The organism is Haloarcula terrestris, from assembly GCF_031624315.1.
Classification (GTDB): domain Archaea; phylum Halobacteriota; class Halobacteria; order Halobacteriales; family Haloarculaceae; genus Haloarcula; species Haloarcula terrestris.
Genome location: NZ_JAMQOM010000007.1, coordinates 112,437 through 128,800, shown reverse-complemented (window position 1 = coordinate 128,800; position 16,364 = coordinate 112,437). Strand labels below are relative to the sequence as shown.

Annotated in this window: 17 protein-coding genes and 1 pseudogene; 4 read left to right on the top strand and 14 right to left on the bottom strand. The window is 64.5% G+C overall.

What is annotated here, in order from left to right; genetic code table 11:
• Positions 1–9 precede the first annotated feature (9 nt).
• A complete protein-coding gene (locus tag NDI54_RS15915) occupies positions 10–207 on the top strand; it encodes a 30S ribosomal protein S17 (RefSeq protein ID WP_310897424.1) in 198 nt (65 codons plus the stop codon).
• 116 nt (positions 208–323) lie between these two features.
• A complete protein-coding gene (locus tag NDI54_RS15910; protein WP_310897423.1) occupies positions 324–1,658 on the top strand; it encodes a 5'-deoxyadenosine deaminase in 1,335 nt (444 codons plus the stop codon).
• Between the two features lie 44 nt (positions 1,659–1,702).
• On the opposite strand, the gene phnE is transcribed toward NDI54_RS15910, so the two are convergent.
• From phnE to yqeC, 6 genes and pseudogenes are all read right to left on the bottom strand, one after another.
• The gene (gene phnE / locus NDI54_RS15905) at positions 1,703–2,578 is read right to left on the bottom strand and encodes a phosphonate ABC transporter, permease protein PhnE (protein ID WP_310897422.1); all 876 of its coding nucleotides are present in this window, start codon (positions 2,576–2,578) and stop codon (positions 1,703–1,705) included.
• A complete protein-coding gene (locus NDI54_RS15900; RefSeq protein ID WP_310897421.1) occupies positions 2,571–3,392 on the bottom strand; it encodes a phosphonate ABC transporter ATP-binding protein in 822 nt (273 codons plus the stop codon). The genes phnE and NDI54_RS15900 overlap by 8 nt, the downstream gene beginning before the upstream one ends.
• Complete coding sequence (gene phnD, locus NDI54_RS15895; RefSeq protein WP_310897420.1) at positions 3,389–4,264, bottom strand: phosphate/phosphite/phosphonate ABC transporter substrate-binding protein; 876 nt, start codon at positions 4,262–4,264, stop codon at positions 3,389–3,391. Before phnD ends, NDI54_RS15900 begins: the two co-directional genes overlap by 4 nt.
• Before the next feature lie 90 nt (positions 4,265–4,354).
• Positions 4,355–4,456 (bottom strand): annotated as a pseudogene (locus NDI54_RS15890) (RidA family protein); the annotation flags it as partial.
• Positions 4,457–4,530: 74 nt separating this feature from the next.
• Positions 4,531–5,148 (bottom strand): nucleotidyltransferase family protein, encoded by a 618-nt coding sequence (locus tag NDI54_RS15885; protein WP_310897419.1) that lies wholly within the window; start codon positions 5,146–5,148, stop codon positions 4,531–4,533.
• 46 nt (positions 5,149–5,194) lie between these two features.
• Positions 5,195–5,974: a selenium cofactor biosynthesis protein YqeC gene (gene yqeC / locus NDI54_RS15880; RefSeq protein WP_310897418.1), complete on the bottom strand. Its 780-nt coding sequence runs from the start codon at positions 5,972–5,974 to the stop codon at positions 5,195–5,197.
• Between the two features lie 93 nt (positions 5,975–6,067).
• Between yqeC and NDI54_RS15875 the strand changes: the two genes are divergently transcribed.
• Both NDI54_RS15875 and selD read left to right on the top strand, forming a co-directional pair.
• Complete coding sequence (locus NDI54_RS15875; protein ID WP_310897417.1) at positions 6,068–6,316, top strand: sulfurtransferase TusA family protein; 249 nt, start codon at positions 6,068–6,070, stop codon at positions 6,314–6,316.
• Positions 6,317–6,318: 2 nt separating this feature from the next.
• Positions 6,319–7,353 (top strand): selenide, water dikinase SelD, encoded by a 1,035-nt coding sequence (gene selD / locus NDI54_RS15870; RefSeq protein ID WP_310897416.1) that lies wholly within the window; start codon positions 6,319–6,321, stop codon positions 7,351–7,353.
• A gap of 17 nt (positions 7,354–7,370) precedes the next feature.
• Here selD and yqeB read toward each other — a convergent pair whose 3' ends face one another.
• The 8 genes from yqeB to NDI54_RS15830 form a co-directional block, all read right to left on the bottom strand.
• Positions 7,371–8,951, bottom strand: coding sequence for a selenium-dependent molybdenum cofactor biosynthesis protein YqeB (yqeB, locus tag NDI54_RS15865; protein WP_310897415.1), 1,581 nt, complete (start codon positions 8,949–8,951; stop codon positions 7,371–7,373).
• A complete protein-coding gene (locus tag NDI54_RS15860; protein WP_310897414.1) occupies positions 8,948–9,193 on the bottom strand; it encodes a DsrH/TusB family sulfur metabolism protein in 246 nt (81 codons plus the stop codon). The genes yqeB and NDI54_RS15860 overlap by 4 nt, the downstream gene beginning before the upstream one ends.
• Positions 9,194–9,195: 2 nt before the next feature.
• A complete protein-coding gene (locus NDI54_RS15855; RefSeq protein WP_310897413.1) occupies positions 9,196–9,549 on the bottom strand; it encodes a DsrE family protein in 354 nt (117 codons plus the stop codon).
• On the bottom strand, positions 9,546–9,917 hold the full coding sequence (locus NDI54_RS15850; RefSeq protein WP_310897412.1) for a DsrE/DsrF/TusD sulfur relay family protein: 372 nt from the start codon (positions 9,915–9,917) through the stop codon (positions 9,546–9,548). Before NDI54_RS15850 ends, NDI54_RS15855 begins: the two co-directional genes overlap by 4 nt.
• A gap of 101 nt (positions 9,918–10,018) precedes the next feature.
• Entirely contained in the window at positions 10,019–12,493 is a 2,475-nt protein-coding gene (locus tag NDI54_RS15845) for a xanthine dehydrogenase family protein molybdopterin-binding subunit (protein WP_310897411.1), read from the bottom strand.
• Positions 12,490–13,059 carry a (2Fe-2S)-binding protein gene (locus NDI54_RS15840; RefSeq protein ID WP_310897410.1) on the bottom strand — a complete coding sequence of 190 codons (570 nt, stop codon included), beginning with the start codon at positions 13,057–13,059 and terminating at the stop codon, positions 12,490–12,492. The genes NDI54_RS15845 and NDI54_RS15840 overlap by 4 nt, the downstream gene beginning before the upstream one ends.
• A 126-nt stretch (positions 13,060–13,185) precedes the next feature.
• On the bottom strand, positions 13,186–15,636 hold the full coding sequence (locus tag NDI54_RS15835; RefSeq protein ID WP_310897409.1) for a xanthine dehydrogenase family protein molybdopterin-binding subunit: 2,451 nt from the start codon (positions 15,634–15,636) through the stop codon (positions 13,186–13,188).
• Positions 15,629–16,207 (bottom strand): (2Fe-2S)-binding protein, encoded by a 579-nt coding sequence (locus NDI54_RS15830; RefSeq protein WP_310897408.1) that lies wholly within the window; start codon positions 16,205–16,207, stop codon positions 15,629–15,631. The genes NDI54_RS15835 and NDI54_RS15830 overlap by 8 nt, the downstream gene beginning before the upstream one ends.
• Positions 16,208–16,364 lie beyond the last annotated feature (157 nt).

The window sequence follows — 16,364 nt, the reverse complement described above, 5'->3', positions numbered from 1 at the left end:
CTCACACCCATGGACGCCGACCCCCGGGAGATAATCGACACCGGCGACAGGCTGCTGGCGGAGTATCCAGAGTTGTTTACCGAGCAGTACGAGACCAACACTCGCTTGATGCAGCAACTCGCTGGCGTTGACTCGTTTCGTATTCAAATCAGGCTCACCGGCTACATCACACGGAAAAAGCGGACAGAGAACAGCTTCGACCGGTGACGCCGCCCTGACACAGACGCACACCACAGCGTGGCACATGTGTGTGGAGTCACATGCCGTCGGCGGATGTCCCAGTATGGGGACCTTCTTTATACTGAGACCGTTTTGCAGGACGTATGTTACTCACTGGGACTGTCGTTGCGGATTCAGAGACCGTCCTGCAAGACGGGGCGGTCGTCGTTGCCGGGGACCGCATCGAGGCTGTGGGTTCCCGTGCCGATCTCGAAGCACAGTACGCCGATCACGAACACCAGTCCTACGACGTGTTGCTGCCGGGACTCGTCGGCGGCCACATCCACTCGGTGCAAAGTCTCGGCCGCGGCATCGCCGACGACACGGAACTGCTCGACTGGCTGTTCGACTATATCCTCCCGATGGAAGCCTCCCTGACGGCCGAGGAGATGGAGGTCGCGGCGAAACTGGGCTATCTGGAGATGATCGAAAGCGGAACCACGACCTGTATCGATCACCTCTCGGTCGCCCACGCGGAGCGTGCCTTCGAGGCGGCGGGCGAAATCGGCATCCGCGGCGTGCTTGGTAAGGTGCTGATGGATCAGCGCTCGCCCGACGGCCTCTTGGAGGACACGCAAGCCGCACTCGACGAATCCGAGCGGCTCATTCAGGAGTACCATGGCTCGTTCGACGACCGAATTCGGTACGCCGTCACGCCCAGATTCGCCGTCTCCTGTAGCGAGACCTGTCTCCGCGGGGCGCGCGACCTTGCAGACAAATACGACGGTGTCCGCATCCACACTCACGCCAGTGAGAACCAGAGCGAAATCGAGACCGTCAAAGAAGACACCGGGATGCGCAACATCCACTGGCTCGACGAGGTTGGTCTCACCGGCGAGGACGTGGTGCTGGCCCACTGTGTCTGGACCGACGAGAGCGAGCGCGAAGTTCTCGCGGAGACGGGAACCCACGTCACCCACTGCCCGTCCTCGAATATGAAACTCGCCAGCGGCATCGCGCCGGTCTGGGACTACCGCGACCGCGGCATCAACGTCGCTATCGGCAACGACGGGCCGCCCTGTAACAACACGCTCGATGCCTTCACCGAGATGCGACAGGCGAGTCTCCTCCAGAAGGTCGACCAGTTGGACCCGACGGTGACTCCGGCCCGCGAGATATTCGAGATGGCGACGCGCAACGGCGCGAAAGCCGCTGGCTTCGACAAGCTCGGGGCGATTCGGGAAGGGTGGCGCGCTGACATCGTCGGCCTCGATACGGACCTCACGCGGGCGACGCCGCTGCACGACGTGCTCTCGCATCTGGTGTTTGCGGCCCACGGCGACGACGTTCGCTTTACGATGGTCGACGGCAACGTCCTCATGGACCACGGCGAGGTCACCGCTATCGACGCCAACGCTGTCCGTGCCCAAGCTTCGACGATGGGATTGGAGATGGACCTCGAAGACGAACGCGCATCCGCGCAAGAACAGAAGCCCTGACGCGGTTCGGTCGGTTCGTGAGCAGCGTCCACGAGCCGGCAGTCTCAGCCGAGTCGCGTCCGCACCCGCGACGCGAGCCAGTCGCTCGTGACGACCAGTCCGAACACGGCGAGGATAGCGGTCAGGAGCTTTCCGTACTGCAACCGTTGGATGGTGATGACGAGGTAGTATCCGACGCCGCCTGCGCCGACGAACCCGAGGATAGCGGCCGACCGAATGGTACACTCCCAGCGGTACAGCGTGTACGAGGCAATCGTCGGCGTCACCTGCGGGATCATCCCGTGACAGACCGCCTGGAGCCGCGTCGCGCCGCTCCCGGCGACCGCCTCGGTCGTCATCGGATCCGTGTCTTCGAGGAAATCGGCGTACAGCTTCCCGAGGACGCCGGCGTTGTGGACCGCCAGCGCGAGGACGCCAGCAAAGGGGCCGAGACCGATGGCGGTAACGAACAGGAATCCCCAGACGATTCCGGGGACGGACCGAAGGAAGCTCAGTACACCCCTGCTGGCGTGATAGATGCCACGTCCGACGGTGACACGCCCGGCCGAGGCGGTGGTGTACAGCGGCCCGCGATGCGTGACGGTGGCAGCACTGGTCAGCGCAAGCGGGATGGCGACAACGACCGCGAGCGTGGTTCCGACAACACTGATAGCCAGGGTTTCGACGACAGCCCACAGGAGGCCGTCCCGCAGGCTCCGTCCCACCAGGTACTCACGGCTCATCTCCGGCGGGACCCCTTCGGCGATGAAAGCCATCATTTGGTCACGAGCGCCGGCAGAGAATAGGGCCATCGGGTCTACTTCGGCGATCCACGCCGCGACGGCGAAGATGAGACAGCCGGCCAGAACTGTCGTGAGCTGGCGCTTCGGGTGTCCGCTATCGGTGTACTCCGCCGCCGCGTCACTGTATTTCTCAGACATACCACGGAACAGGGGACGGGCTATCGGTTTCTGTTCGTGGTCGCCCGGTCGCTGCGTCAGGCGTGGAGGCTCCTGCTGCGAACAAGGCGTCGAGTTGGTCGTCACTAACCGTCTCTGGGGCTGTATCGAATCGGAGACGGCCGTCGGCGATGCCGAGGATCCGATCAAAGTGTTCCAGCGCCAGCTCAACCTCGTGGAGGGCAGTAACGAGCAGTTCGTCATCGAGGACAGCGTCGAGTACGTCGATGACGTTCCGGCGCGAACTGGGGTCGAGATTCGCCGTCGGTTCGTCGGCGAGGACGACTTCGGCATCTTGCATGAGCGCTCGGGCGAAGGCGACGCGTTGGCGCTCGCCGGCGCTCAGGGAGTGTACGGGAACATCGGTCCGGTCCGCCAGCCCGACCGCAGCCAACCGTTCGAGGGCAGGTTCGGGAGTTCGCGGCACAATCGGTTCGAGAAACCCACGGAGCCAGGACAGCGCGCCGACACGCCCGCTCAGGACGTTCGACAACGCCGTCCGGCGGTCGACGAGCGTCTCTCCCTGATAGGCAAGCGTCACGGCCGACCCTGTGATCGTGGTCCCGCCGAGCGTCACCGTGCCTGTCTCGGGTCGCAACGCGCCGGCTGCCAGTCTGAGCAGCGTGGTCTTGCCGGCACCCGACGGGCCGATAACGGCGACCCGCTCACCGGCTTCCAAACTGAGCGACACCTCTCGAAGCGCGACCTCTTCACCGAACCGCTTGGTCACGCCGTCGAAGACGAGCCGTCGGCGCGGCTGTGGGTCCTTTGACTGCGCTGTGGGCGTGCCCGTCATCCGTCCCCCTCCTGTTCGATGCCAGCCATTTCGACGGCCGTCTCCAGTGAAGTGAACGCATCGTGGCTCACCTCGACGTACCTGTCGACGGCCTGCTGGTCGAGAATGTCCGTTCGCCCCTTCGAATCGAGGCTCGTGAACGCCGCCTGGACGGCGTCCGCTGTCGTCGCTTCCAGCGATGGGGCGACGGCCCACGGGTAGTCAGGGAAGCCGGGTGTTCGCCAGAGTTCTTGCACCCCTTCAATCGCGCCGTCCGCGAGTAATCTGTCGTAGATACGGGCGTTTAGCGCACCGACAACGCCGTCCGTTCGGCTGACTGTTTTCGCCGTCGCGTCGTGAGCGCCGACGTGGGTGACCGCTGAAAACGCCTCGGTGTGGAGATCGTATTCCGTCCGAAGATGATAGGTCGGCATCACCGTCCCGCTGGTCGAGAGCGGGTCACCGAACACCAGCTCAGTCTCGCTTGCGGTCTCAACCACATCCTCCATCCCCGCCAGGTCACCGTCCGCCGGAGCGATGAACACGGAGTGCCACTCCGTCTGTCCGTCCTGTGACCCGACGACCACCGGCGTCGCACCGGCCCGATGGTGTGCGAGAATGTACGACACGCCCCCGTAGTAGGCAATCTCGACCTGGCCTGCCACCATCGCCTGGACCATCCCGGCGTAGTCAGCCGCTGTGCGGAGTTCGATCTCGACATCGAGTTCGTCCGATAGATATGCCGCAAGCTCCGTGTTCTGTTCGATGGCTGTATCCGGGTCGACATCGGGCACGATACCGACGGTCACCGTCGGCGTCTCCACACCTCCGAGACAGCCGGCCATCGAGAGTGCTGCCGCTGTGCCCAGGAACCCGCGCCTCGTGGGTTGCATGTACTGTTCGGTGGTGATGCACCGGGCTTGAAGCTTGGGTGCGCCACATCTTGGGTGACCCAGACAGAATATTTGTGTTTGGCTGGCCCACTCGCTCGTCGCGATAGCTTCGATCTCGCCGCTGACGCCCTTTGGCAGATTTGCGACCTCGACGCCGCTGCAGGCCGGCGGTTCTTCGCCGAAGAAGCCGGCTTACGTGTCGTTTATCGGCGTCGGTCGTGCTGAGAGGCCGTTTCATCGCCGGGTGTCACTAAAGCGTCTTCAATTCACAGGCCGCTGTGGCGGTCCATGAACGCGGCGAGGTCGGATTCAGTATCGATATCGCGATGGATGCCGGGGTCCTCCACTTCGATGGACGCCGTCCCGTCGTGGGTTTCGATGAGTTTCCGACCCCCGCGGTCGCCGGAGACCGAGGCCAGCGTCCTGAAGTGGCGGCTGTCGAATAGCACTGGGTTACCCCGCTGGCCATCGTGTCTGGGAACGATGATGCTCCCACTCCCTGAGTGGTAGGCATCGATCAGTTGTTCGATGGTTTCAGCCCGAACAAACGGCATATCACCAAGCAGAAACAGGGCGGCGTCCCAGCCGGATTCTTGTGCGTACTCGACGCCGTGGCGCACGGATGTACTCTGCCCTGCCGCGTACTCGTCGTTGGGTCGGACCGAGAGCGATAGCCCGTCCAGCGTCTCCGCGACAGCCACGCTCTCGTAGCCGAGGACGGCGACACTCGCAGATAGCGACGACTCGCATGCGGTCTCGCCGACGTGCTGGACGACTGCTTTCCCGTCGATGGTCGCCAGTAGTTTGTTGCCAGACTCGTACCGTGAACTTTCGCCAGCGGCGAGGATGACGCCGCCGACCGTTGCCCGGTCCTGCTCGCTCATGGCTCACCTCCTCCTGTGGTTATACTGGCTATTTGCCAGACACTAGTCATTGCGTGCCCTCCCGCTCAGTCGTCGCAGTGACGACTTCACAGATGCCCGACTCGAACGACGTGAGAACGCCCCGAGAACACCGCGTGGTGTCGGATAACGCATGGGTGAGTACGGTCCTGGCGATACGGCGCTGCGATTCAGTGTCGGCCTTGTTGACAATCGGTATCACAGCCGCCTCTGGTGGGGAATTTCGGAGGCCACCGTCGGGATGCGTGAGTACCGTCCCGACCGCCCTCGCCGTTATCGTATCGCCCACATCGAGTGCAGTGATGGCTGCAACCCGCTCCGGTCGGTGGACCACGTCAGTCGTCAGTGCCTCGCCGACGGCGGCAACAGAGGCGACCGGGACGACGTGAGTCGCCGTGCTCGGGACGACTGGCTCCCCGGCACCGGGGGCTTTGAACTCTCGCTGCCGTGCGCCGTCAGCCTTGACGAGTAGCCAGTCGAACCGCTCGCTGTCAGATATTCGGTCCACCACGTCCGGCTCGAAGCCGCGAACTTTTTGTTCCACTCGCTCGGGGTCAACGACCCTCTTGCGGGCAAACGCAATCGGTGGCTCCTGGGCTGTGAGGTCGGAGCGCCACTCCTCCGGGCCAGTGAGTCGCATCGGCAGGTCGGACGGGGGCGGCATCGCCGTCGTCGTCGTGTACCCGATAGCGTAGTCCTTACTGGTCCCTTCGGCGATCAGGTGTCCCATCGCGGTTTTCTTCCCGCCAGCCCCGACCAGAGCGACAACGGCGCTGGCACCCAGCCCCAGCGCGTAAGCTAGCTGCATACGGCAGCTCCATACAGCACACAAAAGTAGCTACTGGAGCAACAGGATGTGGCGCCGACAGGATTTTTATGACACCCACTAACACAGTGCGGTATGCATCGCGTCGACGTTCGCGGTGAAATCTGCCCCCGGCCGGCGCTTATCGTGCGGCAGGCGCTTTCGGACCTCGACACCGGCGAAACACTCGTCGTTCGAGGTGACTACCCACCGGCAGCGGAGAACCTCCGTCGGATGTGTACGACCCACGGGATCGACGTGACGACGACCGAGACCTCTTCAGAGACCGATGAGTTCGAACTCGAACTCCGGGTAACCGAGATGGCGTCGCTCTCGGAGGCCTGAGCGTGGGCCGTGACGCTGCGACTGACGGCGGTCCGACTCGTCTGACAGAGTACACGGAACTCCACGGGTGTTCCTGCAAGGTGGGGCAGAGCGATCTTGATTCGCTGCTCGCCGACGCCGGCCTCACCGGCGACAGCGACCAACTGCTGTTCGGTATCGGCGAGGACGCCGCTGCACGGCGACTTACCGACGACCTCGCGCTGGTCTCGACCGTGGACTTCTTTACGCCTATCGTCGACGATCCGTACGATTTCGGCCGTATCGCCGCCTGTAACGCCGCCAGCGACGCGTTCGCCACGGGCGCGGTCGAGAATCTCGACTGCCTGGTCGTCCTCGGGCTACCGCGAGAACTGACCGACAGCGCGGCTGGCATTCTCGCCGGTATGGCCGACACGTTGGGCGCGATGGGCGGCGTCATCGCCGGGGGCCACACCATCATGAGCCCGTGGCCCTTCGCAGGTGGCGCTCTCTCGGCGACGGCCGATCCCGACGCCTTGCTCACGTCTCAGGGAGCCGATCCCGGCGACCACCTTTACTTGACCAAACCGCTCGGGACCCAGCCGGCTATGGGGGCCACCCGCGTGACCGACGAGCAGTTCGTCGGGACTGTTACCGACGCCACCGACCGCCCGCTCGACCGAATCGCCTCGGAGGCCGTTGCATGGATGACGACCTCGAACCGCGACGCGGCACTCGCCTGCCGTGACTATGCCACTGCCGCGACTGACATCACCGGCTTCGGCCTCGCCGGACAGAGCCGTGTGGTGGCTGCCCGTTCGAACGTCGGTATCGAACTGACACACCTCCCGGTCATCGCGGGCACGTCCGCCCTCTCGTCGCTTTTCGGATATGGACTGCTTGACGGCGAGAGCGCGGAGACCAGCGGCGGACTGCTCGTCTCTGTCCCGCCGGCCGCGACCGACGGCGTGGAATCGAAACTCGACGACGCTGACGTGTTCTATCGGGCCGTCGGGCGGGTCACAGCCGGACGCGGTGTCACGCTCGATGATCCGACCATCGAGGAAGTTAGTCGCTAACGTCGATTAGGTGCTTTCTACCGCAATCGCAGCGCCGCTTCCAGCACACCGCCGCCCAGACAGAGCGCTTTATCGGAGATTTTGGTCGGGTCGACCGACTCGCCGCGGGGGTCGACATCGCCGAGTTTGGTTCCCTTGCTGACGCTGAGGCCGCCGTGAACCAGGCCGCGAACGAGGCCGTCGATTTCGGTTTCGACGGACTGGTCGCCGACAGTACCGACCACGTCGCCGGCTGTGACAGTATCGCCGATGGCGACCGTTGGGGTCCACTCCCCGTCGGCTGGTGCACGAAGCACCCGCTCGTGAGTGTAGCCACGGCGTTCGCCGGGCTCGCCGTCGTACTCGCTTGCCGTTCCCTCGTAGAATACGCGGCCGAGTTCGTGCCCGCGGTCCGTCTCGACAACGGCGTCTACGTCCTCGCCTGCCTCGAAACCGGGTCCCAGCCCGATAACTACATCGGCGTCCGAACGGCGCGTGCCGGTGTCGAACGCCCCTTTCGCCATGATAGCGTCGACAAGAACCGCGGCGTCGAGTTCGTTGGCGACAGCCCCGTCGGGGTCAACGAGCACCGGGACGACATCGTCCGCGAGTAGATCGAGCGCCGTATCGACATCTGAGGCTGCCCGGCCGGTGACCCCTTCGACCGTCACCTCGTCCTCGTACAGCGCAGTCCCGAAGGCGACTGCCCGACGGACGACCGTCGGCTGATCGACCTCGGTGACGATGACCGGGAAGCCGGCCTGCTGGAGGCGGTAGACCACACCGCTCCCGAGGTCGCCGCCGCCCCGGACGACGACCACGTCGTCGAGATTCAGGCGCGTGGCCCGCTCGCCGGTGGCGTCGTGGCGGTCCATAGAGACCTCGGCGAGAATCGAGAGCGCGACCGCGGCTGGCCCGCTCCCGCCGAGGTCGAGCCCCACCGGTGTCCGGACCCGACTGAGGTCTCGACGCGCGTACCCCGCCTCGGCGAGCGAGCCGAGGACGTGTCCGGCCTTTGTCTCGCTGGCGACGAGGCCGACGTAGCCAGCCTCGCCGTCCAGCGCCGCGGCGACGGCGTCTTGGTCGAACGTCCCGCTCCGCGTCGCGACGGCCACGGCTGTCTCCGGCCCCATCGGTAGATCGCCGAGCGCTTCGCCGTAGCCGCCGTGAACAACGTCTGTGTCGTCAGGGAACTGCCTCGGGTCGGCGTAGGCCTCGCGGTCGTCGATTACGGTGACAGCGTAGCCCAGTCGCTCTGCCATCGGGGCCAGTTCGACGCCGATGTGGCCACCGCCGGCGATGTAGAGCCGTGCCTGCCCGCGAACCTGATCGATGAACACGTCCATCTCGCCGCCACAGACCATGCCCGTGTTACCGCCACGTTCGAGTTCGTACGTCCGTACGCCGGGGGCAGCGGCTCCCGAGAGCACCGACCTGGCGTCCTGTATCGCAAGGTACTCGACCGTGCCGCCGCCGATAGTCCCGTACTCATCGTCACCGGTGACGACCATCTTATCTCCTACGTCCCGCGGTGCGCTGCCGTCCTTGCGGACGATGGTCAGGAGGGCCGCCGGCTCTCCCTGTGTGGCCAGCTCGTCGAGCCGTTCGAACAGGCTCATACGAAACTCTTGACCTCCTGTTCGACGAGGCTCTCGACCACGTCGTCGTAGGAGATCCGGTCGATACCCGGCGGCAGCGAGACGCCACGCACGTCGACATCTCTCTCAACTGCTGCGACGGGCGCGTCGACATCAGGTGCGAGGTAGACGCCGTCCTGAATCAGGACGATACGCGCCTCGGGGTCCCCGGCGGCGGTTCGTAATCCGATCTCGGCCATCGGCTTGTCGATGAGATACAACATGTTTAGAAGTCCAGTGTGCGGTCGGCGTCGCGGATACGGGCGGTGACGCGGTCGTCCGACCAGACCGCGATGTCGGCAGCGATTTCGCCGGCGTCGACGCCGCGCTCGGCCATCGCCGCGCCGTCCACGACCAGCTGTCCGTCCTGTTCGTCCAGATCAGCGACGTGCCCGCTCATGTTGAGTGCGTCGCGGTCAACAGCTGCCCGAGCGCCGTACACGCCGTCCTGGGTGAATATGACGGTCACGTCGTGCCTGTCGAAGCCGGCAGCGACGCCGCGGGCGGCGCGCAGCCCCTCCGGGACGTGAACTCGGCCACAGGGCGCACGCGTGAGCATGACGACGACATCTCGTTTCATAGCGACACCACCCGGTCGGCCTCGCCGATGATGTCCGCGAGGTCCGGCAGCAGTCCGACTTCGACGCCCTCGGGGTAGTCAGCTGGCGCGTCGATTCCACGTGCGTCGACACAGAGCCCACAGCAGATGACTTCCGCGCCGTCCGCGATGAGTTCCTGGAACTTCTCGGTCGGCATCTCGTCGTACAGGCCGCTGTCCGAACAGCCGGGCAACGTCTGGTCCGCGACGGGGACCAGCGCGCCGTCGAGGTAGTGGAAGTAGCTCACCTCGTGGCCCTTGTCCAGCGCTGCCCGCCCCAACTCGTAGGCGGTGCGCCAGCGCTCGCTGTCGAAGGGGCCACCTGTCAGCAGAAACCCGATATACGCCATACTGTCGAGATTTCGGTGAATCGTTCTTAATAGTTTGCCCGACACACGGTTCGGTGTGTCGAATGTGCTATTATTCGGTTGCAAACCGTCCGGAAGACAACTTACCGCTCGCCACCAGATTGCTCATCCAGCGCCGCCTTCACGTCCTCTGCGGTGAACGGCAGGTCGGTCAGCCGGATGCCGACGGCGTCCCGGATGGCGTTCGAGAGCGCCGGCGGGACGCCGTTCGTCGGGAGTTCTGCGATGGACTTCGCACCGAATGGCCCCGTCGGTTCGTGGGTTTCGACGAGGATCGTCTCCATCTCGGGATGGTCCGTCGTCCGCGGCATCCCGTACTGGCGGAACCCAAGCACGTCGGGGTTCCCGTCGTCGTCAAAGGTCAGGCCGCCGCTGGTGGCGTATTCGAGGCTCATATGCTCGCCTCCCTCGATCTGGCCTTCGACCAGTGCGGGGTTGATCGCGACGCCACAATCGGCCACAAACGCTAGTTTGTTGAGTTCGTACTCGCCGGTTTCCGTATCGACAGTCACGTCGACGAACTGCGCGCCGTAGGGCGGGGGGCTCTCGTCGGTCGAGTGGGTGCCGTCCCCGAGGATGTGTTCGCGCTCGTCGTCGCCATAAGTCGCTTCGTAGCCGATCTCCGCCAGCGACACGCGGTTTCCGGTCCGCTTGCTGTACACCCCGCCATCGCCTGTGTCGAGCACGGCCGGCGGCTCATCGAGCAGTTTTGACCCCCAGTCCAGCAACCGGGCTTTGGCCTCCTCGGCCGCGTTTTTGACCGCACGACCGCTGATGTAGGTCGTCGATGAAGCGTACGCACCGTAATCGAAGGGCGTCAGGTCGGTGTCGGCGGCGATGACGACGACATCCTCGGGAGTGCAGCCCAGCACCTCGGCAGCAATCTGGGCGAACATCGTGTCCGCGCCTGTCCCGGTGTCGACGCCGCCGACCTGCAGATGGAAGCTCCCATCCTCGTTCAGTTGCACCTGTGCCGCGCCGAGTTCCTTGCCCGCGACGCCACTGCCCTGTGCCAGGAGTGCCATCCCGATACCGCGGTGCAGGTGATCTTCGTCTGGTTGGTCGAGGTCGTCGTAGCCCATTGCGTCCGTGCCGCGTTGGACACACTCGCGGATGCCACACGAGCGAATCCGTCGCGTGAACCGGTCGCCGTCTTTCAGGATAGCGACGCTCCGGTCGAGGTCGCCCTCCCGAACCGCGTTCTGCAGGCGGAACTCGATGGGGTCGAAGTCGAGCTGCCGGGCCACCTCGTCCATATGCGCCTCGACCGCGAAGTGGCCCTGTGGCGCGCCGTAGCCCCGCATCGCCGCCCCCATCGGGAGGTTCGTGTGTACTACATCCCCAGAAAAGCGGACGTTCGAAACCCGAGGATAGAGCGGAAGCGGCTTGGTCCCGACGTTGTTCGCAACAGTCATGCCGTGAGTGCCGTAGGCCCCCGAGTTCGAGAGCGTGTAGAGGTCCATCGCCTCGATGTCGCCGTCGTCTGTCACTGCGGTCCGCATCCGCATCTGCATCGGATGTCGAAAGCGCAGCGCGGTGAACTCCTCTTGGCGGCTCATCTCCAGTTTGACCGGGCGGTCGGCCGCCAGGTGGAGCGCGAACGTGATCGGTTCTATCGCCATCTCCTGTTTCGATCCGAACCCCGCGCCGATACGCGGTTTCTTCACCCGTACGTCGCGGATAGGCACGTCGAACAGGTGAGCTATCTGGCGGCGGGTGTGAAAGGGAACCTGCGTTGCGGTAATGAACACGTGCCGGTCGTCCTCGTCCGTGTAGGCGATGGTCGTGTGTGGCTCCGGGACGCAGTGGGACTGGTACGGTGTCTCCCACTCCGTCTCGATGACGTATCGGTCGGCCTCGCTCTCTGCCCGTTCGAACGCCGCGTCCACGTCACCGAGTTCGCCTTCGAAGTGTGATTCAAGGTTTCGGCTGTAGTCCGCACCCGATTGCTTGTTCTCCACGTCACCGGCCTCGAACAGTTGCGGGGCGTCCTCGTCAAAGGCCTCCTCGGGGTCGAATACGGCGTCCAGCTCCCGGTACTCGATCTCGATTTTCCGTGCGGCGCGGTCGGCCGTCTCGGGGTCGTCGGCTGCCACGGCTGCGACCGGGTCGCCGACGAAGCGGACGTGTTCACGGAGCACTGTCAGATCCCACGGACTCGGCTCGGGATATGACTGGCCCGAACTGGAGTACAGCTTGTCCGGGACCACGTCGTCAAAGGGCGTGATAACAGCGTCGACGCCAGCCATTGCCTCGGCGGCGCTCGTGTCGACGGATTCGACGTAGCCGTGGGCGATGTCGCTGCGAACCACTGCCCCGTGAGCGAGGTCCGGGAACCGGTCGCGGTAGTCCGCTGTGTAGCGGGCCGCCCCCGTGACGATTTTCCGTGCGTCGTCTTTCTCCTCGTCCGTCGTGATATTCTCGCGCTCGGATTCGGGCTTCCGGTCGGGTTCGCGTGCCACGTCCACCTCGGTATCGGCGTCAGTGGACTCTGCTCGCTCCATTCCTGTCCTGTCGGGCTGTTCGCTCACCTTCTCCGACCGGTCGGAATCGCTCACTGATCGCCCTCCGTGGGGCCGCAATCGCTGACCGAACACTCGGTGTCTGGGGCTGTCTCACTGTCGCTATCCATTGCTGTCCCACCGTCGGCGGCGACGGCTGTCCCGCTGTCCGTCCGGTCGGCGGCGTCCAGCACCGCTTCGACGATTTTCTTGTAGCCGGTACACCGACAGAGATTGTCCGACAGCGCCTCCCGGACCTCCTGTTCGGTCGGGTCCGGGTTCGCTTCCAGTAACGCCGTCGCGCGCATGATCATCCCTGGGATGCAGAAGCCACACTGTAGCGCGGTGTTGTCGACGAACGCCTGCTGGATCGGGTGTAGATCGTCCTGCTCGCCCAGACCTTCGATTGTCTCGACCGATGCGTCCTGTACCTTCGTCACCGGCTCGACACAGGATTTCACCGGTTCGCCGTCGACGTGGACCGTACAGAACCCACAGGCCCCGGTGTCACACCCCCGTTTCGCGCCGGTGTATCCGTTCCGTCGGAGGACATCGAGAAGCGAATCGGCCTTTGATGCTTCGACCGTCCGTTCCACACCGTTTATTTCCAGTTCGATTTCCATATGGCGCATCAGCTCGCTGGCTATGTCAGGTACGTGACGAACAGAACGGTAAATAGCTATCGCGGATTTGTGATATGGCACGCCGACACACCGGCGTTGTAGCCGTGACTGTCCCCGCGCTCCGGGTCAGTCTTCGCGCTCGTCCAGTTTCGCCGTGATTTTCTCGGCGGTAATGGGCATCTCCGTGATACGCACGCCGACAGCATCCCGGACGGCGTTTGACAGCGCCGGTGGGACCGTGTTCGTCGGGACCTCTGCGACCGATTTCGCACCGAATGGACCGGTCGGCTCGTGGGTCTCGACTAGAATCGACTCGATGGGCGGCGTCTCCGTCGCCGAAGGCAGTCCATACTCGTCGAAGTCAGTCACTTCCGCCCGCCCCTCGTCGTCGAGCGTGATGCCCTCGCTAACGGCCATCTCGTAGCTCATGTGGTTCGCGCCCTCGATCTGGCCCTCGGCCATGCCGGGGTTGATGGCGACGCCGCAGTCGACCGCGACGACCAGTTTGTGGACCTCGAACTCGCCGGTGGTCTCGTCGACGGTCACGTCGGCGAACTGCGCGGCAAAGGGCGGGGGGCTCTCCTCGGTGCAGTGGGTCCCCTTCCCCAGGATGTGTTCGCGCTCCGTGTCGCCGTACGCGGCCTCGTAGCCGATGTCTTCGAGCGTGACCGAATCGCCGCTGGTCTCGCTGTACACCGTCCCGTCGCCGGTTTCCAGATCCTCGACTGGTTCGTCGAGCAGTCTTGCCCCCCAGTCCAGAATTCGAGCTTTTGCGTCTTCTGCGGCCTTTTTCACGGCCATACCGCTGATGTAGGTCGTCGAGGAGGCGTACGCGCCATAATCGAAGGGCGTCACGTCGGTATCGGAGGACGTGACGATGATATCGTCCTCGTCACAGCCCAGCACCTCGGCGGCGATCTGGAGGAATGCCGTGTCAGCCCCTGTCCCGATGTCGACGCCGCCGACCTGCAGGTGGAAGCTCCCGTCCTCGTTCATCATTATCTGTGCGGCCCCGAGTTCGTCGCCGGCGACGCCGGTCCCCTGCGCTGAGAGTGCCATCCCGATACCGCGGTGCAGGTGGCCGTCTTCGGGCTGTTCGAGATTGTCGTAGCCGATAGCGTCTATCCCTCGCTCGATGCACTCGCTGAGGCCACACGAGCGGATACGGCGGTTCGCCCCCTCGCCGCCCATCATCCCCGCGATCTCGTCGAGGTCGCCGACTTCCATGTGGTGTCGCCGCCGGAATTCGATAGGGTCGAGACCGAGGTCGCGGGCCACCTCGTCAAGATGGCCTTCCAGCGCGAGCGTGCCCTGTGGCGCGCCGTAGCCCCGCATCGCGCCGGTCTGTGGCGTGTTCGTGTGCACGATATCGGCCTCGAAGCGGGCGTTGGGGACCTTCGAGTACAGTGGCATCGGCTTGCTGCCGACGTTGCCAGCGACGGTCATGCCGTGACTGCCGTACGCGCCGGTGTTCGACAGCGCATAGATGTCAATTGCTTCGATGTCGCCGTCGTCAGTCACGGCCGTTCTGGCCCGGACTTTCATCGGATGCCGCGACCGCATCGCGTAGAACTCCTCTTCGCGGCTGGCTTCGTACAGTACCGGGCGGTCGGTGGCCAGTGACAGCGCGAGGGGAATCGGCTCAACGACCATCGCCTGTTTGCCGCCGAAGCCGCCGCCGACCCGGGGCTTCCGCACCCGGATATCACGGATTGGGATGTCGAACAGGTGGGCGAGCTGGCGGCGCGTGTGGTTCGGGACCTGCGTGCTGGTGATGAGGACATGGCGGTCGTCCTCGTTCGTGTACGCCAGCGCGGTGTGTTTCTCGACGTTGGCATGGGACTGGCGGATCGTCTCCCACTCGGTCTCGTGGACGTGGGCGTCCCCGTCCAGCGCAGCGTCCACGTCCCCGAGTTCCCCCTCGATGTGAGCCATTCGGTTGCGGTCGTAGTCGTGGCCGACGATTTCGTTCTCGACCTCGCCGTCATCGAACAACTGCGGCGCGTCCTCGCCGAAGGCGTCCTCGGGGTCGGTGACGTAGTCGTACTCCTCGTAGGACACCTCGATAGCCTCGACGGCGGCAGCCGCGGTCGTTCGGTCTTCGGCTGCGACAGCGGCAACCGGATCACCGATGTAGCGGACGTGCTCGCTCAGGACGTGCATGTCCCACGGGCTCGGTTCGGGGTAAGACTGCCCGGCGCTGGTGTACTTTGCATCGGGAACCGCGTCGGAGTCCGGTGTCAGGACCGCTTCGACACCGTCCATCGCTTCGGCCGCAGCCGTGTCGATATCGGTCACGCGGCCGTGGGGGATTTCGCTTCGGACGACCGCCGCGTACGCGAGGTCGGGATACCGCTCCTCGTAGTCGGCGGTGTACTTCGCCTGTCCGGTGACGAGCTTGCGGTCGTCGTACTTCTCCGTCCGGTGGGAGACGCTGTCGCGCTCGTCGGGGGCCTTGTTGTTGTTCTCGGGTTCGTCCCATTCGAGCGGATGCTCCTCGAATCCTTTGTCTTCGACGGCATCCGACTGTGAGGCCGTGCCGCCGTCGGCTTTGGCCGGCTCGTCGTCCTCACTCATCGCGGCCACCTCCACTACAGCCGGCTGACTCGGCTCCACGCACCGGTGTACTGACCGGGTGGCCGCCGTCCGCAGAGACCGACTGCTCGCCCTCCATTCGTTCTGCCGCATCCAGAACGGCTTCGACCGGCTTTTGATAGCCGGTACAGCGACAGACGTTGTCGTCCAGCGCTTCTCGGACCTTTCGCTCGGTCGGGTCAGGGTTGGACTCCAGCAGCGAAACCGCCTGGATCACCATCCCGGGAATACAGAACCCACACTGGACGGCGAAGTTATCGACGAACGCCTGCTGAACCGGGTGCAAAACGTCCTGTGTCCCGAGCGCTCCGACAGTCCTGATGTCGCTGCCGTCGGCATCTGTCGCGGCCATCCCACAGGCCATGTGCACCTCGCCGTCGACGAACACTTTCGATGCGCCGCAGGTCCCGCCGTCGCAGCCACATTTCACGCCGATATAGCCGTGCTGTCTCAGTACCGTCGCCAGGTCCGCCGCGGAACTGGCTTCGACTGTCGTCCGTTCGCCGTTGATTGTAAGTTCGATGTCCACAGAGATCCCTCCTGTGTTCGGCATGCGTTACGGGCACACGCCTGTTAGTGAACAACTGTGGAACAGGGTCGCATATATGTATGGTTCACAGGTATTCGACGACGGTATTGCCACACGGCATCACTGACGCGGGGACACTCGGCTCTGAGGCGACAGACGGCCACAGCGGTGACAAACGGCG